Origin of the sequence: Streptomyces sp. V4I8 (genome assembly GCF_041261225.1) — a bacterium.
Lineage (GTDB): Bacteria > Actinomycetota > Actinomycetes > Streptomycetales > Streptomycetaceae > Streptomyces.
The window spans coordinates 243384-270339 of sequence record NZ_JBGCCN010000001.1; the positions used below are offsets into that span (position 1 = coordinate 243384).

The 26956-nt window shown below is 64.8% G+C and carries 20 protein-coding genes and 6 pseudogenes; 8 read left to right on the forward strand and 18 right to left on the reverse strand.

Going from position 1 to position 26956, the window contains the following annotated elements:
- Positions 1-472 precede the first annotated feature (472 nt).
- Positions 473-973, reverse strand: a complete 501-nt coding sequence (locus ABIE67_RS01180; protein ID WP_370252075.1) for a hypothetical protein — start codon at positions 971-973, stop codon at positions 473-475.
- A gap of 445 nt (positions 974-1418) precedes the next feature.
- Positions 1419-2780, reverse strand: coding sequence for an IS701 family transposase (locus ABIE67_RS01185; RefSeq protein WP_370252077.1), 1362 nt, complete (start codon positions 2778-2780; stop codon positions 1419-1421).
- A 174-nt stretch (positions 2781-2954) separates the two neighbouring features.
- On the opposite strand from ABIE67_RS01185, the gene ABIE67_RS01190 reads away from it, so the two are divergent.
- Positions 2955-4229: an IS701 family transposase gene (locus tag ABIE67_RS01190; protein WP_370252079.1), complete on the forward strand. Its 1275-nt coding sequence runs from the start codon at positions 2955-2957 to the stop codon at positions 4227-4229.
- Positions 4230-4479: 250 nt separating this feature from the next.
- Here ABIE67_RS01190 and ABIE67_RS01195 read toward each other — a convergent pair.
- Positions 4480-4787, reverse strand: a pseudogene (locus tag ABIE67_RS01195) (transposase family protein); the annotation flags it as partial.
- 835 nt (positions 4788-5622) lie between these two features.
- Between ABIE67_RS01195 and ABIE67_RS01200 the strand changes: the two are divergent.
- Positions 5623-6480 carry a BTAD domain-containing putative transcriptional regulator gene (locus ABIE67_RS01200; RefSeq protein ID WP_370252081.1) on the forward strand — a complete coding sequence of 286 codons (858 nt, stop codon included), beginning with the start codon at positions 5623-5625 and terminating at the stop codon, positions 6478-6480.
- Positions 6481-6676: 196 nt separating this feature from the next.
- Here ABIE67_RS01200 and ABIE67_RS01205 read toward each other — a convergent pair whose 3' ends face one another.
- Positions 6677-6805 carry a hypothetical protein gene (locus tag ABIE67_RS01205; protein ID WP_370252083.1) on the reverse strand — a complete coding sequence of 43 codons (129 nt, stop codon included), beginning with the start codon at positions 6803-6805 and terminating at the stop codon, positions 6677-6679.
- 333 nt (positions 6806-7138) lie between these two features.
- Between ABIE67_RS01205 and ABIE67_RS01210 the strand changes: the two genes are divergently transcribed.
- Positions 7139-8383 carry an IS110 family transposase gene (locus ABIE67_RS01210; protein WP_370252085.1) on the forward strand — a complete coding sequence of 415 codons (1245 nt, stop codon included), beginning with the start codon at positions 7139-7141 and terminating at the stop codon, positions 8381-8383.
- 120 nt (positions 8384-8503) lie between these two features.
- On the opposite strand, the pseudogene ABIE67_RS01215 reads toward ABIE67_RS01210, so the two are convergent.
- A pseudogene (locus ABIE67_RS01215) lies at positions 8504-9008 on the reverse strand (transposase family protein); the annotation flags it as partial.
- 465 nt (positions 9009-9473) lie between these two features.
- Here ABIE67_RS01215 and ABIE67_RS01220 point away from each other — a divergent pair.
- A complete protein-coding gene (locus ABIE67_RS01220; RefSeq protein ID WP_370252087.1) occupies positions 9474-10253 on the forward strand; it encodes an HAD family phosphatase in 780 nt (259 codons plus the stop codon).
- A gap of 18 nt (positions 10254-10271) precedes the next feature.
- Positions 10272-11441: an N-methyl-L-tryptophan oxidase gene (gene solA / locus ABIE67_RS01225; RefSeq protein ID WP_370268029.1), complete on the forward strand. Its 1170-nt coding sequence runs from the start codon at positions 10272-10274 to the stop codon at positions 11439-11441.
- 70 nt (positions 11442-11511) lie between these two features.
- On the opposite strand, the gene ABIE67_RS01230 is transcribed toward solA, so the two are convergent.
- The 3 genes and pseudogenes from ABIE67_RS01230 to ABIE67_RS01240 all read right to left on the reverse strand — a co-directional run bounded on the left by ABIE67_RS01230 (position 11512) and on the right by ABIE67_RS01240 (position 15245).
- Positions 11512-12852, reverse strand: coding sequence for an IS701 family transposase (locus ABIE67_RS01230; protein WP_370252089.1), 1341 nt, complete (start codon positions 12850-12852; stop codon positions 11512-11514).
- 265 nt (positions 12853-13117) lie between these two features.
- Complete coding sequence (locus ABIE67_RS01235; RefSeq protein WP_370252077.1) at positions 13118-14479, reverse strand: IS701 family transposase; 1362 nt, start codon at positions 14477-14479, stop codon at positions 13118-13120.
- Between the two features lie 48 nt (positions 14480-14527).
- Positions 14528-15245 (reverse strand): annotated as a pseudogene (locus tag ABIE67_RS01240) (transposase family protein).
- On the opposite strand from ABIE67_RS01240, the pseudogene ABIE67_RS01245 reads away from it, so the two are divergent.
- Positions 15213-15624, forward strand: a pseudogene (locus tag ABIE67_RS01245) (transposase family protein); the annotation flags it as partial. The pseudogenes ABIE67_RS01240 and ABIE67_RS01245 overlap by 33 nt on opposite strands.
- On the opposite strand, the pseudogene ABIE67_RS01250 reads toward ABIE67_RS01245, so the two are convergent.
- From ABIE67_RS01250 to ABIE67_RS01295, 10 genes and pseudogenes are all read right to left on the reverse strand, one after another.
- Positions 15622-16116, reverse strand: a pseudogene (locus tag ABIE67_RS01250) (transposase); the annotation flags it as partial. The pseudogenes ABIE67_RS01245 and ABIE67_RS01250 overlap by 3 nt on opposite strands.
- 306 nt (positions 16117-16422) lie before the next feature.
- Positions 16423-18114 (reverse strand): transposase, encoded by a 1692-nt coding sequence (locus tag ABIE67_RS01255; protein ID WP_370252091.1) that lies wholly within the window; start codon positions 18112-18114, stop codon positions 16423-16425.
- 754 nt (positions 18115-18868) lie between these two features.
- The gene (locus ABIE67_RS01260; protein WP_370252093.1) at positions 18869-19108 is read right to left on the reverse strand and encodes an acyl carrier protein; all 240 of its coding nucleotides are present in this window, start codon (positions 19106-19108) and stop codon (positions 18869-18871) included.
- A gap of 298 nt (positions 19109-19406) precedes the next feature.
- Positions 19407-19976 carry a flavin reductase family protein gene (locus ABIE67_RS01265; RefSeq protein ID WP_370252095.1) on the reverse strand — a complete coding sequence of 190 codons (570 nt, stop codon included), beginning with the start codon at positions 19974-19976 and terminating at the stop codon, positions 19407-19409.
- Positions 19973-20491, reverse strand: coding sequence for a hypothetical protein (locus ABIE67_RS01270; RefSeq protein ID WP_370252097.1), 519 nt, complete (start codon positions 20489-20491; stop codon positions 19973-19975). The genes ABIE67_RS01265 and ABIE67_RS01270 overlap by 4 nt, the downstream gene beginning before the upstream one ends.
- Before the next feature lie 9 nt (positions 20492-20500).
- Positions 20501-20992, reverse strand: a complete 492-nt coding sequence (locus ABIE67_RS01275; RefSeq protein ID WP_370252099.1) for a type II toxin-antitoxin system RatA family toxin — start codon at positions 20990-20992, stop codon at positions 20501-20503.
- Between the two features lie 6 nt (positions 20993-20998).
- The gene (locus tag ABIE67_RS01280) at positions 20999-22294 is read right to left on the reverse strand and encodes an aspartate aminotransferase family protein (protein ID WP_370252101.1); all 1296 of its coding nucleotides are present in this window, start codon (positions 22292-22294) and stop codon (positions 20999-21001) included.
- Positions 22291-23445: an acyl-CoA dehydrogenase family protein gene (locus ABIE67_RS01285; protein ID WP_370252103.1), complete on the reverse strand. Its 1155-nt coding sequence runs from the start codon at positions 23443-23445 to the stop codon at positions 22291-22293. Before ABIE67_RS01285 ends, ABIE67_RS01280 begins: the two co-directional genes overlap by 4 nt.
- A 63-nt stretch (positions 23446-23508) precedes the next feature.
- Positions 23509-25146 carry an aldehyde dehydrogenase gene (locus ABIE67_RS01290; RefSeq protein ID WP_370268033.1) on the reverse strand — a complete coding sequence of 546 codons (1638 nt, stop codon included), beginning with the start codon at positions 25144-25146 and terminating at the stop codon, positions 23509-23511.
- Between the two features lie 119 nt (positions 25147-25265).
- A pseudogene (locus ABIE67_RS01295) lies at positions 25266-25356 on the reverse strand.
- Positions 25357-25551: 195 nt separating this feature from the next.
- Between ABIE67_RS01295 and ABIE67_RS01300 the strand changes: the two are divergent.
- Together ABIE67_RS01300 and ABIE67_RS01305 are read left to right on the forward strand one after the other, a co-directional pair.
- A complete protein-coding gene (locus ABIE67_RS01300; protein WP_370252107.1) occupies positions 25552-26547 on the forward strand; it encodes a bifunctional lysylphosphatidylglycerol flippase/synthetase MprF in 996 nt (331 codons plus the stop codon).
- A gap of 40 nt (positions 26548-26587) precedes the next feature.
- Complete coding sequence (locus tag ABIE67_RS01305) at positions 26588-26848, forward strand: hypothetical protein (protein ID WP_370252109.1); 261 nt, start codon at positions 26588-26590, stop codon at positions 26846-26848.
- Positions 26849-26956 lie beyond the last annotated feature (108 nt).

Consider the following 26956-nt stretch of genomic DNA (forward strand, 5'->3'; position numbering starts at 1 on the left):
CAGGAAGTTCTTCCATCTCCGTCGAATCGACCGCAAACCTGTGGGTGAACCAGCTCGTGTTACGCGACCGGCTCCATAGACCTGCCCGCGCATGACCGCCCTGGTCGCCATGGCGAGCACCTTTGCGGCCCGCTGATCTCGGCGCGAGGAGAATGAAGTTCCGCCGAGCCGTGGTGGGTGATGGCATGGCAGTGGGGCAGATGGGTTTCGCGCTGCTCTACAAAGCTCCAGGGCCGATCCTCGACCCGGGTTCCGTCACGGGCCGGCGCTGACGACCCAGATCTCTCTGTACCTCAGCTGGTCGCGCAGGACCTGGAAGACGGCCTGCAGAGCATGCGCGCCATCACGTGCCGGCCTGGCTGTCGGTGCTGCTGACGGCCTCCGACCGGATCCCGCTCATCGCCCAACTTTCCCCTGGCAGCAGGGACTCCACCGGGCGAGGGGCCTTCAACGGTGCCCGTCACGTTGGCGATCATTCAGGCAGGTTGGCTTCCGCTGCCCGGCGAAGAGCGTCCCCGCACGTGGGCAGCGGCATCACTGAGCGTTCGGCGAGGACGATCAGCGCATGGCGCACTTCCCTGCTCAGGTGGAAGAGCCAGCGGCTGGCCTGCTTACCCTCGTATGCGGACAGCCGGAAGAGACTGACAGCCTGTTCGTCACGGATGCAGGTAAAGGTGTCTGGCAATCCTGCAAGCAGCTCGAAGGCACGCTTGCCGACCGCTGCTTCGGCCACTGTCGGCAGTGGCAGAGCGTCGAATTCTGCGGTCGGCGTGGAAGTGTCGACAGCGACGGCATGGGCAGCCAGGGCCGCGAGGACCTCGATCAGCCGCTCGCCGACTGCCCTGTCGATGCCCCAGGTCCGCAGGTTCTCGTGGCGGTCAGCCCGTCGCCCTGGTTCCTGGTCTACCAGAGGTAACAGGGCACGGCCTAGACGAGCGCAGCGGCGCCACAGAATGTCGGAGTCCAAGTCCATGGTCGTTCCTCTCCTGTCGGAAAGCCTGCAGCCGAGGGCCAACTGACCACCGGAACCCTCCAATATCCCACTACGCGCAAGGCACGTACAGGGCCCTTGACCCTTGATCCTAGACGCTCGGGATACTGAACTTGAGGATTGAGAACCGGAATCACTTTGTGACGATGAAGCACTATTCTCCCGGAGTTCAATGCTGACGCGTGCCGGATGCTGGACCGCCATGAGCGAAGGGAGAGCCCCTCGGCCACACGTTGGGTCGGTCCGTCGGCACAACCCGGTGCCAGACGATCCTCTCCGAGTTCGGTAGGAAGCTGATCACGTCTCTGCCGCTGACACCGAGCCAGACCATTCCGCCGGTGCTCCGAGGAAAAGAGACAAGCGCCACAGCAACGGCAAGCCGGGCTCTGTTACGGCAGCTGTAGATGGCTGCTGATGTGCTGTCTGGTCATGGTGTGGTGTCGGCGTAGGTGTGCCATCGGCGGTGGCAGAGGCGGGCGTGGTGTTGGTGGCGGCGGCGCCAGGGGGACCACCACAGCAGGTGTTCGGCATCTCGCCGGGGCGGCGGAAGCATCAAGGCCCGTAGCAGGCGGAGGAGTTCGTGGCTGCTGAGGGTGACGAGGTCCGTCTCGGCGGGGTCGTTCCGGCTGGTCTGGGCGGTGCGTTCGAGGGCGGCGGTGACGGCCAGGAAGGCGTAGGCGACCAGGGTGATCACGCTCCAGCGGTGCCAGGAGTTCCAGCAGGTGACCTGGCCTTTGTCGAGGTGGCAGGTCTCCTTCGCGTCCTGGAAGTCGTCTTCCACCCGCCATCTGCGGCATACCAGTGACACCAGTCGCGCCAGCGTCACCGGCCCGGGGGCGAAGCAGCGGTAGTAGGACAGGGTACGGGTGTAGCGGTGCCGACGGACCAGCAATACGGACGTCCCCGTGTCAGGGTCGTGTCCGTCGGGGGTGTCGTCGGCGGTGACCTCGATCATCGCCCAGTCGTCGTCGCGGACGCCCTTTTGCCCCGTACCGGTTCGCATCCGCTCCCAGGCCCGCTTGGGCAGCCGGGCGGCGGCCCTGGCCGCGGTCAGCTTCGCGGCCGGGGTGGTGACTTGGTGGTTGGAGCGCACGGCCACGACGTAGCCCAGGCCCAGCTCGCGGCAAGTGGTACGTAACTCCCGCCCTCCGTAAACCTCATCGCCCAGGAAGAACGAGGCGGATATGCCCTGCAGGCCGGCCGCACGGAGCATGTGGGCCGCGAGCTGCGGCTTGGTGGTGAAGCACAGCTCGTCGGGGACGCCAGTCAGTTCACGGCGTTCCTCGTCGCCGGCCCACTCCCTGGTGAAGTACAGGCGCCGGTCGATCAGGCAGTGCCCGGTGGCCGTGGCGAAGGTGAGGTGCACGGCGACCTGGCACAGATCCACGCCGCCGACCGATCCAGAGTACTGGCGGGCCGCGGCCACCGCGTCCCTCGAGGACTTGGCATCCCCCGTCTCGTCCGCGATCAGGACCCCGTCGCCGTCATCCAGCAGGTTCACCGCCCACAGAGCCGTCCGCTCCAGCACCGCTTGTTCGTCCCACACCGCACGGGACAGCAGATGGTGCAGGCGGTGCGGGCCCCGCTCACCGATCGCTTCGGCCAGGCTCCAGCAGTTGACGTCCTCGAGCTCCATCAGCATGCCCCGGGTCATCCGCGCGAACGTCTCCCGGGTTTCGGAGCGGGCGAAGCAGGTGGAGAACGAGGCCAGCAAGGCCCCGAACGCGGCCTCGTGACCCTCGTGGTCTACCGTGGCCGAAGCGGCCGTCTCGTTTTGATCTTGGCTCACACCACGTCATGATCGGGACGGCCGTACGCATGCCCACACCCACCCCCATCACACCGCTGACCAGCCTCGACGAACACCGACAGAACTATCTACAGCTGCCGTGCTCGTCCCTTCAGCTGTAGATCATGGTGGTTGCGGGAGTTCGAGGGTCTCTAAGCTGGGTAACTGCCGTGTATGAAGGCGGAGTTGCTGGATGTCCCGGTCGAGGTGTCGGACCGGGAGTGGGCGGAGGAGTGGGCGGGGCGGCTGGACGATCTGCTGGTGGGGGTCGGGGACCTGTTCGGCCGGGTGGAGACGCAGTGGCATGGGGAGATGTGCGTCCGGGGCCTACTGGGGCCGGTCTCGCGCAAGAACGGCTGGCAGCTGGCGGAGTGGGCCGGAGAGCGTGTGCCGTGGAACCAGCAGCACTTGCTGGACCGGGCGAAGTGGGACGTGGAGGGGGTGCGGGACTTCACCCGCCGGTACGCCGTCGCCGAGCTGGCGGACGACGGCGTGGGCGCGGGGCCCGGCGGGGCCGGGGTGCTGGTGGTGGACGAGACCGGGTTCGCCAAGCGCGGGAAGGCTTCGGCCGGGGTGGCGAGGCAGCACTCCGGGACGCTCGGCGGGGTATTCCCCTGCCAGATCGGGGTGATGTGTGCGTGGGCCACCGGTGCGGGGCAGGCGTTGATCGACCGGGAGTTGTACCTGCCACGGGAATGGACGGACGAGCCGGATCGCTGCCGGGCCGCGCACGTGCCCGAGCAGCGCGGCTTCCTGACCAAGCCACGGCTGGCGGAGGCGATGATCGAGCGGGCGCTGCCCGACCTGCCTCAGGAGCCGGGGAAGGTGTGGGTGGCCGCCGACGAGGTGTACGGGCGCGAGCGTGCGTTCCGTTCCTTCCTGGAGGAACATCGTCTGCCGTACGTGGTCAACGTGCAGGCGAACTCGCCGGTGCTGCAGCGTCCGGGCTGGCGGCACGCCGCCCGGCTGGTGGAGCGGGTCGCGCGGGAGGAGGACTGGGTCGAACTGCCCGCCGGGCCCTCCCAGTTGGATACCCGCACGTGGCAGTGGTGGGTGCGGCGACTCCCCGGCGAGGAGGAGATGGTCGATGGCCAGGCGTGGGCGCGGTGGCTGGTCGCGCGACGCCGCCTGGAGGATCCCGGCAAACGCGACTACTACCTGGGCTGGGGCCCGGCCGACACCCCGGTCGAGGAGATCGTTTTGGTGCCGGGCGCGCGCTGGCGGGTGGAAGAGGCGATCAAGCTGGCGAAGTCCGCCTGCGGGATGGCTGACTACGAGGTCCGCTCTTTCCACGGCTGGTACCGGCACGTCACCCTCGCCCAGCTGGCCGCCGCGTTCCTGGTCGGCTGCGACGCAGCCACCGCCCGCGAGAACGGCCCGCTGGCCCGGACCCGCTACGGCCAGCCCGCGCCGACAGCACCCGTCGCCGAGAGAGGGGGACCCGCCTGATCCCAGCAGCCCACCCGCCCCCGTCCGCTTCACCGCCTTCGAGATCAGGCGCCTGCTCATCTTGCTCACCCCGCTGCCCGACCGCCACCAACGCATCCGGCACGGCCTGGCCTGGTCCGCCTACCGCCGCCTCCACCAGGCCATCGCCCGTGCCTGCCACCGACGCCGCCGAGCACACGGTCACACCGTCCCAGCCGGACCCGACACACCAACAGAACTCCCGCAACCACCATGATCTACAGCTGAAGGGCTCGTGCAGACCTGGGGCCCACGCGGCCAGAACCTCGATGGTCTCGTCGACGTACCGCCACGCGGTCGCTTCTGAGACTTCGAACGCGGCGGCCACCTGCGCGAACGTCTCATTCTTCCGCAGATGAGCCAGTGCCAGGAGAGCCTGCTTGAAGGAGCCCAACTTCCGCCAGGGCGAGTTCAGTTCACGCCTTCGGGCGTAGATGAGCCACGAGACATGCTCAACGAGCTCGTGCGGGACGTCGAGCGTGGAAGGATACGGAACCAACGAAGCCCCCCGGCCGTCGGCGTGTTGAGTGAGATCATCACACCAACGACGAGGGGCTTCGCCGCGTCACCGCTCCTGACCAGCCCTTTTCACTCCTGAACCACAGGATGAAAGAGGCTCAGTAAATTTTCCGTGCGAATTTGCCATTGGCTAGCTCTTTGAAAAGCGACCACGATTACCCCTCAGGCGCTGATTAATCTAAAATATTGGCCAAACTTCGACGATGAGAAGGCGCCACCCAATTCACGCATGCACAAGCAGGAATCGTGTGCAGAGTTTTCAAGGCTGCAAGTTTCTGTACAGTTGGGGCTCTATGTGCTGCACTGGTGCCATCCAGCTAGACGCTCTCCTCCCCCGGCTTTAGCGCCATCGGTCACGCACCGTTTGAGGACTTCGGATGAAGGGAGCTAATCTTCGCAGAACTACCCGATGTGCCACCTGCGAATGCATTGATCACTGATCTCGCTGTTCCAGGCAATTTACGTCGTCTTCGGGCGCATGATGTGATGGACTCACATGCCCCGAAGGCTCTGCCGCACGCCGACGGTCCAGCTAAGTCTCTTTACCTGCTCGGTGAGCAGTACTGGCAGGCGACCGCAGACCAGAGCGCTGCCCCGGGAAAATACGTGGGAGGCGCGTAACGATCCGGGTGCTGCGCTCGAGCTGGAAAACATGATGCGTAAGTCCCGCGCCATAGGGCGGTCTGTGGCGTTGTGTGTGCTGATAACTGCAGGCAAAGGCTATATCACGGCGGCAGGAGTCCGCGTCATCTTCTCAGTGCACGCGTCGTCCCCTCTGTCCGTAACCAGCCTAACGCAACTGCCCGCTTGCGGCCAAAGTTCATTGCACTATCGGTGGTATGGGGGGGTGTGGGGCGTGAGATTCACTCTCCTTGGGCCAATTGGAGTGGAGCTAACGGGAGGAATTTTCAAAGGAATCACAGGGAAACGCCAACAGGCCTTGCTCGCGTCCTTGCTGATCAAAGCTTGCCAGCCTGTTTCGGTTTCCGAGTTATGCCGCGAGCTTTGGGGAGAATCTCCGCCCATGACGGCAAAGAACTCACTTCAGGTGCACGTTTCCAGGCTGCGGCGACAATTGCAAACACTGGCCAATCCCCCACAATCCGCACCAAGAATTAGATACTGGAGTGAAGCTTATTCTATCGTCATTTCATTTGAAGACCTTGACGTGCACATATTTCGTCAGTATATACATCAGGCGCACGTCGCGATGTCAGATGATCGCGAAGCCTCCCGGCAGTTGCTAGGTGAAGCGTTGCTCTTATGGAAAGGTCCCCCGCTGGGAGCAGCCGCACCGGCAGGACCGCTCTGCGCAAGCTCCGCTGCCCAGTTGAATGAAGAGTATCTCGCTGCTCTCGAAACCAAGCTGAGTCTCGATATTCTATGTGCAGGGCCTACAGCCGCCCTCGGTGAATTACGACGGGTGAGTTCCCTGCATCCATGGCATGAATCTATCACCGCGCTGCTCATGACCGCACTATACTTGAGCGGCCGACAGGCTGAAGCATTGAAAGTGTATTACGAAGCGCGCAAGCGACTGAATGAAGACTTGGGCTTGGTTCCTTCGGATCAACTCGAATGCAGATTCCGTGATATCCTAAGAGGGAGGGTATCACTTACTGCACTGTCGCCCATCCCTTTGCGGCCATCAACTCGTAATCACTCAAGCGAGGAGCACTCATCCGGATTTGAATCCCACAAGACTAATGAATAACTGAGATATGAAATTAGGCTACATCGTAAGTGGTTCCTGGTCGTCCGCCGCCCGGGGCGCGATCATTCCCGCATCGTTCCCACCCCGTTCGTACCCGCCGCGAACACGCTGTACTTCACCGCCGACAATGTCGGGCAGGTCGCCGGGCCCTTTTGGCGGGCCTCCTGATCTCGCTGCCGAACGGCTACCGCTGGGCCTACGGCGCCGACGCCGTGCTGTTCTCCTTCCTGCTGTACTCGGCCGTTAACCTGCCCCCGATCCTGCCGACCGGCTCGGGGGCCCGCACCGGCGGGCTGCGCTCGGTCTTCGACGGGCTGCGGTTCATTGAGCCTCTTTTCAACCTGAATAGTCGCAGGTCAGCGATCCAGCGCACCTTCGGTGCGCGCCGGGGGCGTGGTAAATGCCGTGGCGCGCGCCGGAGGTGCTTCTTGTGTGCCCTGCCGTGGATTGATGCCGGTCCGGGACACTGGAGGGGTTCGTTCCGGCCGAGACCGATGCCTCTGTGATGCCGGTGAGCTCGCAGGTCAGCGTGGTACTGGGGGCCTTCCACGGGCACCGTGGAGTGTTGCTGTGAGCACGAGCGTCAGAATTCCTGTTTCACCCTGGCCCTCCCGGAACGGCGTGCAATGCACTGGGCGCCGGGGAGGGAGTGGGATCCGTGGACGTGCTGCATGAACGCTGCGCGGGGCTGGACATCAGCAAGAAGGACGCGAAGGCGTGTGTCCGCACGCCGAGCACGAAGCGCCGGGGCTCGTTCACCAACGAGACCACGACGTGGGGATCGACGACGCACGCGGTCCTGGCCCTGCGCGATCACCTGCTCGCCGCGAACGTCACCCTCGTGGTCATCGAGGCGACGTCGGACTACTGGAAGCCCTACTACTACGTGCTGGCCGAAGGCTTGAACGTGATCCTGGTCAACGCCCGGCAGGTCAAGAACCTGCCCGGCCGCAAGACCGATGTCTCGGATGCGGCCTGGCTGGCCCAGCTCGGCGCCCACGGCCTGGTGCGCGCCTCGTTCGTGCCCGAGCAGCCGGTGCGCGAACTACGGGATCTGACCCGGGCCCGCACCCAGATGACCCGTGAGCGCGGCCAGCTCGTCCAGCGGCTGGAGAAGCTGCTGGAGGACACCGGCATCAAGCTCGCCGCGGTCGCCTCCGACATCATGGGCGTCTCCGGCCGGGCCATGCTCGAAGCCCTGATCGCCGGGGAGCGTGACCCGCAGCTCCTCGCGGAGATGGCCAAGCGCCGGCTCCGCAACAAGATCCCCGAGCTCACCGAGGCCCTGACCGGCCGCTTCCGTGACCACCACGCGTTCCTGGCCCGGCTGTATCTGGACCAGTACGACCAGCTCACCGATGCGATCGACCGGCTCACCGCGCGGATCGAGGAGGCGATGGCCCCCTTTCGCCCAGCCCTCGACCTGCTCGACACCATCCCCGGGATCAACCAGGCAGTCGCCGAGGTGATCATCGCGGAGACCGGCGGCGACATGAGCCGGTTCACCTCCGCCAAACATCTCGCCTCCTGGGCGGGTGTCTGCCCCGGCCACAACGAGTCCGCCGGCCGCACCAAAACCACCAAGGTCCGCCCCGGCAACCCCTACCTCAAGGGCGCCCTCGGCCTGGCAGCGTTCGGCGCGGTGAGAACCAAAAACACCTATCTGCAGGCCCGTTACAAGCGGCTGACCGCCCGCCGCGGTCCGCTGCGGGCCCTGGTCGCGGTCGAGCACTCGATCATCACCGCGATCTGGCACATGCTCACCGACCACGTCCCCTACCAGGAACTCGGCGGCACCTATTTCACCCAACGCGACCCCGAACGCGCCACCCGCCGAGCGATCACCTCACTCAACCAGCTCGGCTACACCGTCACCCTCAACCCGATCGAAGGCGCAGCCTGACCACCCATGACCAAGCGCCCGGCGGCCGCGACGACCACCGGGCACCCAGCCCTGCCCAGACCCACCCTGACCTGGACCTATTTACGCGTCAGTAGTACGTGGATAGCTTGGACGGTGCGGCTCATGGGTGCGCCCGGGTGTCGCGCGCGAAAACCACAAGGGTGTGCCGTCCGGCGCCTGCGATGACCTGGACGTTCATGCCGTGCTTGCGATGTTTCATCGAGTAGTACGGCTGGTCCGCCTTGATGCGGTCGATGGGGATTAGGGTGCCGTCAACCAACGATGACGTGGTCGCCCTCGCCGAGACCGGTGAGGGCTTCCTGGAGGCCGGGTGCCCAGGAGGAGAGTACGTCCAGTGTCTCGTCGACGTAGCGCCAGGCGGTGCTCTCGGATACGCCGAAGCCGGCGCCGAGCTGGGCGAACGTCTCGTTCTTACACAGGTGGACCAAGGCGAGCTGGGCCTGCTGGAAGCAACCAGTCTGCGCCAACGGGGGTTGCGTGTGCGGCGGTGAGCGTACAACAGCCAGGCAACATGCTCGACGAGCTCGTGCGGGACGTCGAGCATGGAAGGATACGGAACAACAGGGCCCCTCTGGTTCGCCGGTGTGCTGAGTGGAATCACCACGCCAACGACGAGGGGCTCTGCCTCGTCACCACACCCGCTGACCAGCCCACTTCACCCGCCAGCACAGGTTGAAAGAGGCTCATTGAATTCGCCTACACCCCGACTAACAGTCCCTGGCTCAATCACATCGAGGCCCAGCTCACCGTCCTGTGCTACTTCGCCCTCGATGGCACCGACATGCCAGCCACAGGCGCAGGGTGGCATGATCCGCCACTGCATCATCTGGCCGAAACAAACGCGCCGCCGACGAACGCCTCCGCCAAATTGACAATGGAGCAAGCGTGACCTGATGCGACACTAGCCCATGCTTCGGCGCACGAACACTATGCCTCGCATCTTGGTGCTTCATTGCGGCCTAAAAGTGAGGTTTCCAGTGCCGCAGCCCTGGGAGAGTATGAGTACGGGCACCAAGGCTGATTCGTTCTCAAGCTTCAAGATCGAGTAGCTGGACGGCACGATCGACTCGTGGCCGACCGCGGCGACGATGCTGGTCCAGACGCCCTGGCGGGTGAGGTTGCGGAGAGTCACCATCGCGCTGGAACAGCCATGGGAGAGAATATGACTCTGCAGAACTTGCGGCTAGCAGCCGTGAACATCGATGGGGTATTACTCAGCGACTCGTTTACCCCCGTAATCCGCAAATTCATCGTAGAGCGCGGTGGCCTGTACACCGCAGAGATTGAGCGAGATATTATTTCACAGTCAGACGAGGCGGCTTTGCGGGTATTGGCAAAGGCTGCGGGGATTCCATGGGAAATAGATCAGGTGGAGCGAGATTTCTATACGGAACGTGATGATTATCTGAGGACTGAGCCAATTTCCATCACTGACGGGGCCGAGGAGCTGCTGCAACGACTGCGCGCTTTACGCCTTAGCGCAGTTTGCTACGGAGGTACCGAGCGTGAGCACTTCGAACGGCACCTCGCTAGTCTAAGAAATCTTTTCGAGCCTCCATATTATGTGTGCACTGCAGACTTCAGGCCGGGCCTGGTGGAGGTGGCGGAGGCATTCAACCTGGCACCCTGCCAGGTATTGTTCATCGACGATGTTGCTCGTGTTGGCGAACAAGCACGGGATTGCGGTGCTGGGTTTGTTGGCTATGTCCCTAAGTCGTCAGAAACATTTCAGGGGAAACTCATGGGGTCGGCTGGCGTGCGCTATCGAGTCCACTCGCTGGAAAATATTGACGAATGGTTGATCCGCCGTGTGGACGCCGAGATTACGGCGGGTACGTTCTGGAATTAGCGGGGGATGAGTAGCGGTATGGTAATTTTTGACACTGAGGTAGTTGTCGTTGGCCTCGGGGCCTTGGGGGCTCACGCAGCATGGCGACTTGCGGCGCGGGGTATCGGAATTACCGGAATCGAGCAATTTTCTCCAGGACACTCCTACGGATCTTCCCACGGAGAAACACGACTCTATCGTGTCGCGGGGCTTGAACACGCCGGGCTCACGGAAGTTGCCAGACTTTCCTACATTCTCTGGCAGGAGCTGCAACGCTACAGCACAACGCCCCTTCTTGAGATTACAGGGGGCGTTACGATAGGTAGCAGACATAGCCCCCTCATTAATAGGACGTTGGCGACATCGAAAGCGCACCGCATTTCTATCGAACGCCTAAACAGAACGGAATTGACGGAATTATTTCCGCAGCATAAAGGCCTGGGTGATGATGACATTGGGGTATGGGACCCGAATGCAGGAATTATCCGCCCAAAAAGCGTCATACTCTCAGCTCTGGAGGCAGCCAGATCAGCTGGCGCAGATATTCGGACGGAGACCAAGGTAACAGCAATCAATCAAATCCCCGGTGGTGCCCGTGTTAGCCTGTCTACAGGCGAGGTCGTGAATGCTCGCCAGGTGGTTTTGACTGCAGGAGCCTGGACAAAACAATTTGTACCGAGGCTTGATCTGACTACCTTGAGGATACCCATCACGTGGTTCCAGGCGGCCGATTCACTAGATGACTCCTTCACACTCCCAAATTTTCCCGCGTTCAACCGAGAAGTCGGAATGGGTCGCGGGATCTGGGGGCATGGCGCTACAGAATGTGCACCAATCAAGATTGGTGCACGTCATATCGTTGACCGAATTTCAGCAGATCCAGATCTAATCGATCGATGCGTCAGTAGTCGGGATCATGAAGTGGTTACTGATCTCATAAAGAAAGCCTTACCTGGGATCAGTCCCGAACCCATTCGAGCAAGCATATGCATGATCACTTGCAGCTTTGACGAGCAATTCATCGTGGGTCGGCTCGATGCAGAATCACGAATCGTTGTCGGCGGCGGGGACAGTGGTCATGCATTCAAGCATGCGGCTGGTCTCGGTGAACTCCTAGCGCAAATCGTCACCGCAGAGTCCACCTACATCGATACATCTTTTATCAGCCCTGCGCGCGTGGGAGCGTTCAAACCGGCGTTATCAAGTTAACCCCGATCGTTCATGAGGGTCCGTCTGCCACGGCAGCTGTAGTTCTTGATCGGTTGGTCATTGTTGCTGGTCAGGTGGTTGCTGCGGCGGTGATGTTGTTCCAGCGGCGGTGGGCTTCGGTGGCTTGCTGTTGATGGTGGCGGCGCCATGCGGACCAGTGCAGGAGGTGCTCCAGGTCGCGGCGGGGAGGGCGCAGGGCGGTGGCGCGTAGGAGTCGCAGCAGCTCGCGGGTGCTTGAGGGGGCGAGTGGGCCGCTGGGTGTCTGGGCGGCGGCGCGGGCTTGGGTGACGGCCAGGATGGCTGCGGCGAGCATGCTGATCAGGCTCCAGCGCATCCAGGAGTTCCAGCAGGTGGTCTGGCCCTCGTCCAGGCCGCAGTCGGATTTTCCGGCCTGGAAGTCCTCTTCGATTTTCCATCTGCAGCACACCACATCGACCAGGGTGGCCATGGTGACCGCGGTTGCGGAGTGGCAGCGGTAGAAGGAGAGTTCGCGGGTGTAGAGGTGGCGGCGCACCAGCAGGTAGGAGTGGCCCGGCCCGGTGCTTTCGGGGGTGTCGTCGGCGAGGACGCCGATCATGGCCCAGTCGTAGTGACGGTCGCCCTTGGTCCCGTGGCCGGTACGCATGCGCATCCAGGTGCGGCGGGGTAAGCGGGCGGCGAGTTCGGTGGCGGTGAAGCGGCCGGCTGGGGTGGTGACGCGGTGGTCGGCGCGGACCGCGAGGGCGTAGTCGAGGCCGAGTGCCCGTGCATGCCGTCGCAGCTCGCGACCGCCGTACACCTCGTCGCCGGCCAGCCAGCGGGCCGGTATCCCCAGGGCACGTACACGCTGCAGCATGGCGGCCGCGAGCTGTGGCTTGGTGGCGAACAGGGTCTCGTCGGGGACGTGGGTGAGCAGGCGGCGTTCCTCGTCGGCGGCCCACCCGGCGCCCAGGTAGAGGGCGCGGTCGATCAGCGTGTGCCCGCTTACCGAGGCGTAGGTGAGGTGGACGGAGACCTGGCACAGACCGATACCGCCGAGCGCCCCGGAGTACTGGTGGGCCGCTCCCACGCAGTCGGTCGAGGACTTCTCATCACCGGTCTCGTCCACGATCAACACCGCCTGGTCGTCCGCGAGTTCACCGGCCGCCCAGGTCATGAGCCGGTCGCGGGCCAGATCGTGGTCCCACACACCACGGGAGAGGAAGTGCTGCAGCCGGTGCGGGCCCGAGTGCCCCAGCGCCTCGCCGAGCGTCCAGCAGTTGCGCGTATCGAGCTCCATCAGCATGCCCTCGGTCATCTCCCGCGCCAGCAGGCGCGGTTCCCGGCGCGGGAAGCAGTCAGCGACCTCGGCCATCACCGCCCCGAACGCGGCCGTCCACTCCTGCCCGGCTATCGTGGCCTCCACGGCCACCTGTTCCTTGATCGTCGTCACAAACGCTCATGATCACGGTGGCCGTCCCCCTACCCTCGGCCGCCCCCGCACCCCCGTTGACCAGCACGAACACGCCAACGATCAAGAACTACAGCTGCCGTGTCTGCTTGCTGACGGACCCTTTGTGGTGAGTGAGCCTCTTTCATCCTGAGTTCGTGCAGATCAGGAGGGTGTGAACTGCACGGACGATGCGGCTGAGGCGATTTGTTGAGCAGCGTGCCCTTCGGATACGGCAGCTGTAGATGGCTGCTGATGTGCTGTCTGGTCATGGTGTGGTGTCGGCGTAGGTGTGCCATCGGCGGTGGCAGAGGCGGGCGTGGTGTTGGTGGCGGCGGCGCCAGGGGGACCACCACAGCAGGTGTTCGGCATCTCGCCGGGGCGGCGGAAGCATCAAGGCCCGTAGCAGGCGGAGGAGTTCGTGGCTGCTGAGGGTGACGAGGTCCGTCTCGGCGGGGTCGTTCCGGCTGGTCTGGGCGGTGCGTTCGAGGGCGGCGGTGACGGCCAGGAAGGCGTAGGCGACCAGGGTGATCACGCTCCAGCGGTGCCAGGAGTTCCAGCAGGTGACCTGGCCTTTGTCGAGGTGGCAGGTCTCCTTCGCGTCCTGGAAGTCGTCTTCCACCCGCCATCTGCGGCATACCAGTGACACCAGTCGCGCCAGCGTCACCGGCCCGGGGGCGAAGCAGCGGTAGTAGGACAGGGTACGGGTGTAGCGGTGCCGACGGACCAGCAATACGGACGTCCCCGTGTCAGGGTCGTGTCCGTCGGGGGTGTCGTCGGCGGTGACCTCGATCATCGCCCAGTCGTCGTCGCGGACGCCCTTTTGCCCCGTACCGGTTCGCATCCGCTCCCAGGCCCGCTTGGGCAGCCGGGCGGCGGCCCTGGCCGCGGTCAGCTTCGCGGCCGGGGTGGTGACTTGGTGGTTGGAGCGCACGGCCACGACGTAGCCCAGGCCCAGCTCGCGGCAAGTGGTACGTAACTCCCGCCCTCCGTAAACCTCATCGCCCAGGAAGAACGAGGCGGATATGCCCTGCAGGCCGGCCGCACGGAGCATGTGGGCCGCGAGCTGCGGCTTGGTGGTGAAGCACAGCTCGTCGGGGACGCCAGTCAGTTCACGGCGTTCCTCGTCGCCGGCCCACTCCCTGGTGAAGTACAGGCGCCGGTCGATCAGGCAGTGCCCGGTGGCCGTGGCGAAGGTGAGGTGCACGGCGACCTGGCACAGATCCACGCCGCCGACCGATCCAGAGTACTGGCGGGCCGCGGCCACCGCGTCCCTCGAGGACTTGGCATCCCCCGTCTCGTCCGCGATCAGGACCCCGTCGCCGTCATCCAGCAGGTTCACCGCCCACAGAGCCGTCCGCTCCAGCACCGCTTGTTCGTCCCACACCGCACGGGACAGCAGATGGTGCAGGCGGTGCGGGCCCCGCTCACCGATCGCTTCGGCCAGGCTCCAGCAGTTGACGTCCTCGAGCTCCATCAGCATGCCCCGGGTCATCCGCGCGAACGTCTCCCGGGTTTCGGAGCGGGCGAAGCAGGTGGAGAACGAGGCCAGCAAGGCCCCGAACGCGGCCTCGTGACCCTCGTGGTCTACCGTGGCCGAAGCGGCCGTCTCGTTTTGATCTTGGCTCACACCACGTCATGATCGGGACGGCCGTACGCATGCCCACACCCACCCCCATCACACCGCTGACCAGCCTCGACGAACACCGACAGAACTATCTACAGCTGAGCCGTGTCGGAGCAGGCGCCAGGACTTGAGCTGGGCGAACGCGCGTTCGCCGGGCGCGCGCAGACGGGCATGGTCGCGGTTGTACTGCTGGTAGTGCTCGGGGAGTTCGCGGTGTCCGTAGTACGGGGTGCGGACGGTGGCGCCGGCGCCCTGGTAAGCGCGGTCGGCCAGGATGAGGACCTGCCGGGTCAGGCAGACTGGGACGATGCCGTGGGCACGGGCCGCGGTCAGGTCGTGGGTCCGTCCAGGCGTTGCCCGGGAGAACCACAGTGGAGTTCCGTCCGGCGCGGTGATGACCTGGACGTTCATGCCGTGCTTCTTGTGCTTTTGCGAGTAGTACGGCTCGTCCGCGGCGGTCGGTAGGGATCAGCGTCCCGTCGACGATGACGAAGTCGCCCTCACCCAGGCCCACCAGGGCCTCGTGCAGGCCCGGCGCCCAGGCGGCCAGGACCTCGACGGTCTCGTCCACGTACCGCCACGCCGTCGCCTCCGACACCCCGAAACCGGCCCCCACCTGGGCGAACGTCTCGTTCTTCCGCAGGTGGGCCAGGGCCAGCAGAGCCTACTTGAAGCAACCCAGCTTCCGCCACGGCGAGTTCAGTTCACGCCTTCGAGCGTAGATGAGCCAGGAGACATGCTCAACCAGCTCATACGGGACGTCGAGCATGTTGCCTGGCTGTTGTACGCTCACCGCCGCACACGCAACCCCCGTTGGCGCAGACTGGTTGCTTCCAGCAGGCCCAGCTCGCCTTGGTCCACCTGTGTAAGAACGAGACGTTCGCCCAGCTCGGCGCCGGCTTCGGCGTATCCGAGAGCACCGCCTGGCGCTACGTCGACGAGACACTGGACGTACTCTCCTCCTGGGCACCCGGCCTCCAGGAAGCCCTCACCGGTCTCGGCGAGGGCGACCACGTCATCGTTGGTTGACGGCACCCTAATCCCCATCGACCGCATCAAGGCGGACCAGCCGTACTACTCGATGAAACATCGCAAGCACGGCATGAACGTCCAGGTCATCGCAGCGCCGGACGGCACACCCTTGTGCGCAACTGGGCGCCGGGGTGCGGGCGTTCCTTACGCACGATCAGTCGCAGCCCCTTGGGCCAGCCGGTCAGGAAGTCACCGGCGAGTTCGGTTACCCAGGGACCGTCGCGGATGTCGCCGTCGGGTTCGACGGCCGGCGTCCAGGCCGAGGCAGGGACCTTCAAGACGGCGTGGTGGATGACGTCGGGGATGGTCATGCGGACCGAGTACGACAGCCACCGCCCGCGCCCGGCGAGCCAGGCGACGAACTCGTGGGGGCCGCCGCCAGAGTCGGTACGGATCAGGGTCTGGCCTCCCCGCCGGAACCGTTTCGGCAGCTGGGCCAAGGCCAGCGTCGTGGCTTCGATGTGATCGGCGACGGGGTTGGAGCCCGCGTTACCGGGCCGCAGCAGTCCCACCACCGGCTCGCCGGAGCCGCCCCGGCCGTGATCGACGAACCCCATCAGCGGGTGGTGGCCGAAGGTCTTCTTCCAGGTCGCGGCGGCCTGCTTCTCGGAGTCAAGGCGATCAGCATCGTCACCCACTCCACGAGAGCATGCGGGACGTCGAGTACGGCATGATAAAGAACCAACGAGGCCCCCGGACTGTGGTGCTGAGACCTCAGACTTCTCGCTCAACAGTCCGAGGGCCTCGCCTGTTACGGGACTGGACCACGTCACCCGAACAGCGCCCAAGTTGGAAAGGCTCCAGGATCACCGAACGCCGCGGTCCCAAGGCCCGCAACGCGGCCAAGACCGCCACGGCCCCCAAACTGCTCACGCTCGTCTACTACGCCCTGCACGACTCCGTTGCTGAACTCGTCAGCTGGCGAGTCGGCAGTTGAGGCGCTCGAGTCTGCTGGTGCGGGGTTTGTGTAGTGGGTTGGTGGTCCACCAGGCGTCGAGCCGGACCACGTTGAGCGCGGTGGCGGAGAAGGCGTGCTGGACTCGGACTTTCGGCAGGCCGCGGTAGCGGGCCCGGCGGATGCCGGTGACGTCGAGGGCCTGGTTGACGGTGCCCTCGACACCCGCGCGGAGGGCGTACTTGGCTCTCCAGGATTCGGTGTCCTGCTCGGCACGGGCCGTGGCGGTGCGTTCGTGGAGTTCGCGGGGCTGCAGGGTGAGCATGCGGGTGCCGCGGACGGAGCTGGTGCACTTGTCCCGTGAAGGACAGGGGCGGCAGTCGGCGCGGGCGAAGTCGATCACGATGGCGTCACGGCCGTGCTGGGTGACCGGATACCAGCCGGCACTGGTGGAGCCCTCGGGGCAGCGGACCTGACGGGCCTTCCAGTCGATACGGAAGGCGCTCTTGTCGAAGCCCTCGGCGGTCCTGGCCTGGGGCGAGTGGTCGCCCAGGAGTGGAGTGACCATGGTGATGCCCTGCCCGGCGGCGGCAGTGATCAGGTCGGCTGAGGGGTAGCCGGAGTCGAGATAGTGCTCGGCGGGCGTCACCTCGCGCTCGGTGAGGTTCTTCTGGATCGGCTCGGTCGCCTTCACATCGGGCACGGTGGCGTCGGTGGTGTGCACGTCGGTGATCAGGTTCGGTGCCAGGGCACGGAGACAGGCTTCGGCTTCGGCTTCGGCTTCGGCTTCGGCTTCGGCTTCGGCTTCGGCTTCGGCTTCGGCTTCGGCTTCGGCTTCGGCTTCGGCCGGAGCGTGACAGGTCTCGGTGAGATGGATCTTGTAGCCGCACCAGAAGAGGTCATCACCCTTGGCGGACCAGCGGGCGTCGGGGTCGTAGGGGGAGGCCAGGCGGGTACTGCCGGGCGGGACACCGTCATTGTCGGCGTCCCGCTTGCTGACCACCTCCCGTCCCCGGGCATCGAGGCGGACGGTGTATGTCTGCACGAGGACCTTCCTCAGCAGGGCGACCGCCTCGATCTCACGGATCCATGCCGGGGCACGGTCGGACCAGGCAGCCCGACACAGGACCAGCGCGTCCTGGCCGAATATCTGGGCGAGTCGCTCCCGCTTGGTCTTCGACGACGGCATCGTCCAGCCATCGACGCGCGGCCCGTAGCGTTCGGCGAACTCGGCGACGTCGATCACTCCGGCCAGCCAGGACGGCGCCGCCACCGCCAGTGCCTCCAGCGCCGCCCGCACACTCTCCCCGGCCAGCTCGGTGCGGTTCAGGTCACGGACCGCGCTGATCACATGGGTGGAGTCGGTGCGCTGCTTGCCACCGGCCTTGACCAGCCCGGCCTCCCGGCAGTGCTCCAACAGCCGGTCGAAGAGCACCCGTTCCATCCCGTCGCCGGCCAGCCGAGAACGGAACCTCGACAACGCGCAGAAGTCGAAGCCGGTATCGGACAACTCAGCGCCCAGGGCGTACTTCCACGACAGCCGGTCCCGCGCCGCGTCCGCGGCCTGCCGGTCGGTGAGGTTCTCGGTGAACTGCAGCACCGTCACCAGGGCGAGCAGGGCCGGGGACTGAGCAGGAGCGCCACGACCGGGAAACGCCTCGGCGAACAACGCGTCATCGAAGACCTCGGCAAGGTGGTCACGGACCCGCATAGGAAGGCTTCCCCTGGGAAAAGCCGCACGAGCCGTACGCACCGTCTGTTCCGGAATGGGCGGCAGGCCCCCAGGCCGCATGGACACCACACCGACCTCCCGCGGCCAGGGCAGACAGAACGACCGCACCAACGATCATGCCGAACAGACCCAGGCCGCCGCAGGCAATTCAGCAACGGAGTCGCCAGCGGGGGCAAAGTCCGCGCCCTGGCGAAGACGGCGGCGTGAGCAGGCCGGAACACGGCCGGCGCGTGATCGCGCGTTGTCTGGCCCTCATCCCCTGAGTGGCGCGGCCGCTAAGTTGATCGATCCCGTCGGCCGTCGCGAACCGCCCCATGACGAGGACCCGCTCCCTCCAGACAAGGACAAAGAGCGCGGTTTCGCGCAGAGATGACCGGCAGCCGCGCCTGCCCACCCGCGAACACCACCAATGGGGCACACACCACAACCCCATACCCGGCCCTCCGACCGCGCCCCAAAGGCAGCTGACCCTCTTGACCCCGCGGCCCCGGCCCAACGCTGCCCTCACACACCCGAAACACGGAGAAGAACGGACGAGACAGCCCCTTGACCAGCCCCGCTGCTTCAGAGATGACGGCGCCCTCACTGAAGTGCTGAATCGTGATGCCGCAGGCGAGGTTCCGTCGACGTATGCCTTGTTGATCATCTGACATTCAGTCAAACTTGACCGTGCCCCTGGCAGCAGCAACGGCTCCAACTTTGGCCCCGGTGACCGATGTGTCGACAATGGCCGTCACACGGCTGTACCTCGCTGCTCGATGAGGCTGGCCATCGCACCGATGTTCTCCGTGGCGAGGAGTTCGGCATCAGTCACGGCGATGCCGAACTCCGTTTCCAGGACCACCGCGAGCTCCGCTGCGGCGAGCGAGTCCAGCTCTACCTCACTCGGCGTTGCGTCGGGAGTCACGTGCTCGGGTTCCACCTTGAGTTTGCTGACGAGAATGTCCTTGAGGGCGCTGAACGCGTTTTCCATTGCAGCTCCTTGAGGCGGTGCGGCGGGAGGGGCGGGTCGGCGGGTGTCAGCCGATTTTCACATCCGGACTAATGACGTGGCGGCCCTCCAGGGGAGGCCGGAGAGGAAGCCAGAGCAGACGGCGGCCAAAGTTCACCGGTAGTGCTCCCTGGGACGGTCACATGGCGGGCCGCGACGTCTCAGCGTCCCCGGCCGGGCTAGTCCGGCCCGAGGGAAAAGATGCACGGCACCGTCGAGTAGGCCGGGGCGATTTCCAGTACGCCTCCTGCCGCTGTGGTCACGGTCAGGGTGTGAGCAGTCATCGAGACGTCTCCTTGGGATCACGGGAGAGAGCAAGTACCGGGTAGGCGCCCGTCGCCAGGGCTGCGCTCGGCCGCAGCTCGCCTGCGCACAGTTCACCCGCATAACTCAGCAGCGGGGTGCCGCCGCCGGTGTCTGCGTGGACCACCCGGCCGACTAGAACCTCGTGGTCCCCGACCACATGGCTGCCGGACAACCGACATGCGAAGTGGGCGAGTGCCCCCTCGAAGAGCGGGGCCCCGGTATACGGGTCGCGATGACAGTCGAGGGCGGCGAACTGACCAGTTCCTCGGAGGCGGGCGGCGGAGGCGAACCAGCGGGCGAGGCTCACCTGGGTGCTGCCCAGAACATTGACTGCGAACCGGCCCTCGGCCGCGGCGAGTGAGGCCAGTACGGAGCCGGCCCGCAGTGCGGCCGCGACCAGCAACGGCCGGTGGGAAACCCGGGCCAGAGAGCTGACCGTGGTGCCGTGCGAATGACCGTCGTGGTGGACCGTCAGAACAGCTACCGGTGCGGCGAGGTATTGAGCGAGCAGTTCGTGGGTGCGGCACCCCGGCGAGGGATTCATCGGACTGCCCGGGTGCTGGAGGGGATGTGCCCGACCGGCACCAGGTCGCTAGTGTGCTTGCTCTGCTTGGGGTGGGGCAAGCCTAGGTCGTCGAGCAGCCTCAGGTAGCCGACCTGCCGCACCGGCTCGAAGGGGAGTGTGAACGGTTTCAGGAAGTTGCCAAACAGGCCCCGGTCGGCAAAAAGGTGGAGCGGCAGTGCGAGCAGCGCCCACTCCGGCGTCACGAGCCAGCACCACAGTGCGGCGACTGCCCCCTGGGTGAGGAGGCTGTGCATTACGTTGTAGAGCACGTAATACGCCTTGGGTATCGGGCGACCGCCGCTTCGCCGGAAAGCCACAGCGCCGGGGATGTAGCCGATCAGGTCGATGTAGAGGAACAGGATGATCGCCGGCACCCAACGAACCTCATCGGAGTGAGCGATGAGCAGGCCGGTGGTTACGGCCAGCCCAGCCAGATACTCGGCACGGTGCAGGGCGAAGGTTCGGGGGGTCTCGAAGGGGTTGGCCTGGTCCATGGGGATCTCCTACGTACTGGCTGCGGTCTTGGGAGCGGAACCGCCGAGGTCGTCGTCCTCTGAGAGCTCTGTGGCAGGAAACATGCCTGTGAGGGCCCATGCAACGGTCTCTCTGATCACTCGGTCGGCAATGGGGTCGAGGATGCTTTCCAGGCTCGGGATGCCGAAGTCAAAGTCGGCTGCGAAGTGGACCAGGACGTCTTCGCCCTCTTGGGCGAGGTGCCACGAACCGGCGAAGGAGTCGAAGTCCCCGTCCGTCTGCTCGAAGTGGATCTCAAGCCGCTCGGGTAGGAAGCTCTCCTTTTCTCCCCAGCTCAGCAGACCGCTGCGGAAGTGCAGTTTCCAGCTGGAGCTCCCCTCCTCCTTCGGGTACCCGGTGTGTACGGTGACGGTCTCCACATGCGGAGCCAGATCGGGGTAGCGCTCCCAGCGCAGTATGTTCTCGAAGACCTCCGCTGCCGCATGCGAAGGTACCCGGGCGTTCAGGTGAACGTGCCGCACAGCCGCCTACCGCCCTTCTGGGAGAGAGGCCTGGTCGCTGACGAGTGCGCGGGTGGCCTTGTCGAAGGAGTCCACAAGCACATCCACGCCCTGATCGGTCAGAACTGCTGGTGGCGTGAACCGGACGACAGAACTGCCGTTCATCGAATGATTGGCGATCACGCGGTGGTTGAACAGTTCGATGAGTAGTTCTCCGGCAAGGCCAGCCTCAGTGAGCTCCACACCGATGAGCAGGCCCTGGCCCCGTACGTCCACCAGCAGGTCGGGGATGTTACGGCGGGCGACTTCGGCGATTCGGGGCAGCAGCATCGAGCCCAGGTCCCGCGCCCGCGTGACCAGTCGCTCCTGGTGCATGGCCCGGATCGCGCCCTGAACGGCGGCCATCAGCAGCGGTTGCGCGGAAAATGTGGAAGTATGCAAGTATGGGTCTTTGTCGAAGGGGCGATATGCCTTGCGTGTGGCTACCGCCGCCGACACCGGCACCACCCCCCCACCGAGCGCTTTCCCGGTGAGCAGCACATCAGGTACGACGCCCTCTCTGTCAGCGCCCCACCAGACGCCTAGGCGACCGAACCCTGACTGAATCTCGTCCAGGATGAGGAACTGCTCGTAGGCGCGTACCAGTTCCTCGACCTGCTTTAGATAGCCCTGCGGCGGGATGATGACGCCGCCCTCACCCTGCACCGGCTCCACAACTACGCAGACCTTGCCCGGGTGGGCGGCCAGCTCCGCTTCCAGGGCACTCGCGTCGCCGTAGGGGAGGTGAACAAAATCGGGCATTAGAGGTTTGAAGGGGCGCTGGTAGACCTCGTTGGCGGTGGCTGACAGCGCGCCGAGTGTCTTGCCGTGGTAGCCGCCGGTCATAGCAACGGTGCGCTTGAAACCGTTCGCCCGGGCAAGTTTCAGACCAGTCTCCACCGCCTCCGCGCCGGACAGCGAGAAGTGCACCCGCTCCAGCTCTGGCGGGGTCACGGACGCCACGGCCTCCGCGGCGAGGGCGGCGGTGGGTTCCAGGAGGATACGGGTGGCGACTGGGTGATTGCGCAGCTGCCGTTCAACGGATTCCATGACGACCGGGTGTCTGGCTCCCATGATGAAGACGCCGTAGCCGCCCGCATTGAGGAAGCGTTTACCGTCGCGTGTCGTGAGCCAGGCGCCCTGGGACTCGACCTCCATGTGAGCGCCGAACAGCTCGGCCAAGGTGGCCCGGCCCTTGCTCAAATGGGTGCGGTAGAGACCGAGAACATGCTCTTCGGTGGGGTTCGGTGCCGAGGCTGTCATGCCGAGGTCAAGCGCAGTCATGACAGCTCCAGGTGGCCACCGGTGATCCAGGTGAGCAGCGGCTGTGCGGCAGCGGCGCGCCCTGGCGGGTGAAAGGCGAGCGCACGTGCTGCCGTGGCGAGTCGGGCGTGCTCGCCGGATCGGATGAAGTCGATCCCGCCGAGGAGTTCCAGTGCTTGACTGGCCGACCGGGAGAGCAAGTCCTGCACGGTGTACCGGGCGATGAGCACCTGAGCGACTGCTCCCTCGCCAGCCGCCCCTGAATCCACCGCACGGGCGGTGCCCTCCAATAGCCCAAAGGCGGCATCGATTTTCACGGCTAGGTCCGAGCGTTCGGCGGCAGTACCGCGCTTGCGCTCCAGCACCCGCTCCCCGAGGGCGGTGACGGCGCCAACGTAGCCGGCGGAGATCAGCAGCTCGAACCAGATGAAACCGGTGACCTGCAGGTCGTCGAGCCGTCCAGGGTCCTCAGGGCTGGTACGGATCACCAGTTCCTCTGGTACGAACACATCAGTCAGCCGGACCTCGTCGCTCTCGGCAGCGGCAAGGGTCTCGTTGCCCCAGAAGGGATGCACCGACAGGCCGCTCGCGGGCAACGGCACCAGAGCGAGCGCCAGTTCCGGGCTTCCGTTCCCGCCAGGTACGGCGATGCTAGCGGTGAGTAAATCCATAGACCGAGACAGGCTGCACGGCTTCTTCGCCCCGTTGAGTAGGAAGCCCCCCGCTGTGGGGGTGGCTTGCATTGAGGGGACGAGGATGTTCTGTTGCGTGTTGCCCTCGGCCCATCCTGAAGCCATGAGCTGTCGGTCGGGGGCAATCTTGCTCAACACCTCCCGTTGCGCGCCGGTAAGTCGGCCGGGCTGGACGGCGAGCGCGAACAGCATCGCGGCGGTGAAGTGGTGCATAACGGCCGCGGCCGCGACCGACGGGGAGATCGCCCCCAAGGCCCTCTGAACGCTGATCGCCTCCAGGGCGTCGGCGCCACGGCCACCGTACTCGCGAGGAATGAGCAGCCCCGGCCCGCCATGGGAGCGGAAGAGGTCGATAATCGGGCTGCCGGCGGCCTCCCGGCGGTCGTACGGGACATCTTCAAGAGCTTTGAGCAGTCCTGGGTGGGCTCGTTCGCAGAGGGCTCGGGCGCTGTCAAGGGAACGCATGATGAGGTCCTTCACGGGTACTTCGGAGGTCTTGTCCGGAGGGGAGTTTCCTGTGCGGATGCCGAGTGCCGTCGCCTGTTAGCAGTCGAAGACCGCGTCTACCGGGTTGATGTCGCGGGCGATACTCACGCCCTGTAGGTGCGAGGTTTTGAGTATCGGGTAGTTGGCCTCACCGAAGGCGCCGCCGGTCAGGCCGGTGCCACCGTGGCTAGGCAGGTAGGGCAGAAAGCCGATATGAGAGTCGTTGACCTTCAGTAACCCGCCGTTGGTGACGCGGCTGATGAAGGTGTCGATGATCTGTTCCGAGGCAGCCCAAAGTGAGTTGCGCAGCCCGTAGGCGTTGCTGTTAACGAAGCGGATAAAACGTTCAAGGAGGTCGGCGTCGTCTCCGGGTTCGGCAACCACTATCGGCAGCAGAGGGAAGAACGTCTCCTCGGCTACGACATCGTAGGTGCGGGCGTTGGCTATACCATCCACCCGGACCACGGTCGGCTGGAGAAAGACCCCGGATGACGACAAAGTACCGTCGACCTCGGTACGACCCCCGCCGGTGACGAGTTCGGCTCCCTGCTGCAGGGCCTGGCTCAGCAGACCGAAGAAGCGCTCGCTCCGGCGTACCGGGGAGAGCAGCACGTCTGGGTCGTCTGGGTAGCCGGACCGCACTCGGGCGGCTTGCTCCCGCACCTCGTTGATCAACGTGTCCGCGACGGCGGGGTGGACGAGGGCGCAGTTGGGCACCATGCAGATCTGGCCCGAGCCATAGAACGCCTCGCACAGCGCCTGGGCGGCCTTTGACACGTCCGCGTCGCGCCACACGACGATGGTGTCGTTGCCGGCGAGTTCCAGGATGGGCTTCTTGCCTGCGGCCACGCAACGCTGCTCGAAGCGCAGCCCTTCCGCGCTGCCGCCGATATAGAAGACGTCATTGATCAACGGGTCGGCGAGCCAACGGTCCAGGGTCTGCTTGGGGTTGCTACAGATCGCGTTGAGGACGCCGAGAGGTGCGCCAATCTCCTCGAGGAGGGGCGCCACCACGTCTCGGATCAGCCACATGGTGCTCAAGGCGATCGAGCGGGGCGCGCGGACCACGACAGAGTTGCCTGCCATGAGAGCGAGCACGGCCAGGGCTGCGCTCGTCGCGGGGGCATTCTGCGGCGGGTTGAAGGCGACCACCCCGTCGGGGACACGTCGCACGATGAGTTGGCGGCCCCCGTGGTGGAACACAGTATGCATCTGAGCTCGATACCAGCCGAGGCTCTCCTCACTGAACACCTGTAGCAGGCAACTAAGCTCCCAGCGAGCGAGCTTGACGGGATGTGCCTCAGCCACCAGCATCCGGAGGAACTCGTCCTGGCGGGCCAGGAGCTCCTCACGGAACCGGGTGCCCAGTCGCATCCGCTGCTGCAGTGGATGGGTCCCCCAGGCGGGCGCTGCCTCTGCGGCGGCCTTGGAGGCCAGGCTAATGGCGGCAGCGGAGGCCACTGCGCAGCGTCCCACGACGTAAGGGTGGTGTGCGGCCGGTGACTTGGGGTCGCGTTCGAGTTCCCGCTTGAGGCTGACGCTGGTGAACACGTCCTCCAAGAGGGAACGGGAGCTGACGGTGTACACCCAGGCATCGCCGTCGATGTCCTTTCCCGCGACATAGAGCTTGTAACTGATAAGTTCTTCTTCCCGAATTCTCGCCCCGCCCCTGCTCGAGGTGCTATAAAACGGCATTCTCAGTCCCCTGACTGTCATGCGATCTAGGGTTTCATCTAGCCCATCATAAGGACAGCAGGCCGCCATCTATGTCCTATATTTACGAAAAGGAAGCAATGGCCGTAAGTGGACATTGACGGAGAGGGCAGGATTCGAACCTGCGCGGGCCAGTGAGCCCGTGCGATACATGCATATCGCACCCCGATAAACCACTCCGGGCACCTCTCCGTGATCCCGGGCCCAAACTCTCGGAGCCGTTCACGAGGAGTACCGTACCAACACCCCCTGACCCCGCGCTGACATGAGCCTGATAGTCACCTGGCAGTTCTCTGACCGTATCTGCAATCTTCTTACCCCCCCTTCCCTGACGCATTTTTGGCTGCTGTACTGCAGGCGTGCCGTTGGTCCGAATGGGAGCAGATCGTGACTCAATCACCCGCGCTTCTTGATCGGGTGCTCGACGCCGTCCGCCGGCATACCGTGGCCGACAACCCGAGTTCATTCCTGGCCCTGAACAAAGGAAATAAATTCTTTACCACCCCAGGTCTCGACGGCGTGGTCATCTACCGCACTACGGGTCGGCATGTGGTACAGTTCGGCGGCCCTTTCTCGGCTGTGGAGGCGTACGACGCACTTCTGGATGCCTTCGCCCAACATGTCCGAGACCGGGGCCATAAGCTGGTGGCCGTACAGTTGCAGACTTACGATGCCCACACGTACGCGCGGCGTGGCTTCACGGTCAACCAGCTCGGGGCCTCGTGGGCCATACACCTGTCAGAGTTCACCCTGAGCGGCAGCCGGTTCATGCAACTACGCAACAAGATCTCCCGGGCACACCACAACGGCCTACAGATCCAGGAAGTTGCAGTCGATGATGTCCGCGATGCGCTCGCCCGGATCGACACCGCCTGGCTAGGCTCCAAGGGCGGTGCGCGGCCCCTTGAATTCCTGGTGGGCCAGATCGGTGGCTCGGTGCAAGCGTTGCGTCGACTGTTCGTCGGGACCATCGACCACGATCCGGTGGCGTACATCTCGTACTCACCTGTCTACGGCAGCAGAGCAGGCTGGATGCACGATCTGAGCCGACGCGTTCCCGGCGGATCCCCCGGGCTGATGGAGGCGATCAACGCCCAAGCCATCGAAACCCTCCGGTCTGAGGGCGCGAATTGGCTGCACTTCGGCTTCACCCCCTTCACTGGTTTGGACGCAGGTCATGAGGTCGAAGGACACAGCCCAGCCTTCCAATGGCTGCTGCAGACCCTGTTCGCGGAAGGCGCCGCGCTGTACCCAGCTCAGACCCAGCTGTCATATAAAAAGAAATGGGGACCGCAGGAGCAGATCCCCGAGTACGTGGCGTTCGACGGCCCCGCCTCCCTGTCATCCTTTGCACACATCTTTCGCGCCTGCAACGCTTTCTGAAAATGCTTCACTGCATCCGGACCATGCCGAGGAGCGGACCATGGCGGAACGACGGGAATCCACCGAGGCACTGCAGAAGTCACTCGTGCAGTGCTTGGAAGAGATCATCAAGGCACCAGACGACGAGGAGGTCGCCCAGAAGGCGGCCGAGACGTTGCATGAGTTGGACCAGCGGCTGGCACGCAATCAGCATCCTGCTGAGAAACCCAGGGGCAAGGCTAGTGCCCTGACCGGATCCTGGTCATGCTCCTCGGTGAGGCCGGAACACGAAATGCAGTGGAAGCCTGATTCAAACATCTAACCTCCCCGCAATCACCCTGATTCTGCTGATTGGAGGGGCACTTGATAGCCGAGCACGTTGAGCTGGTTGACCAGGCGCCGGGTCTAGCGCGCTCGGCCGGTTTGCTGG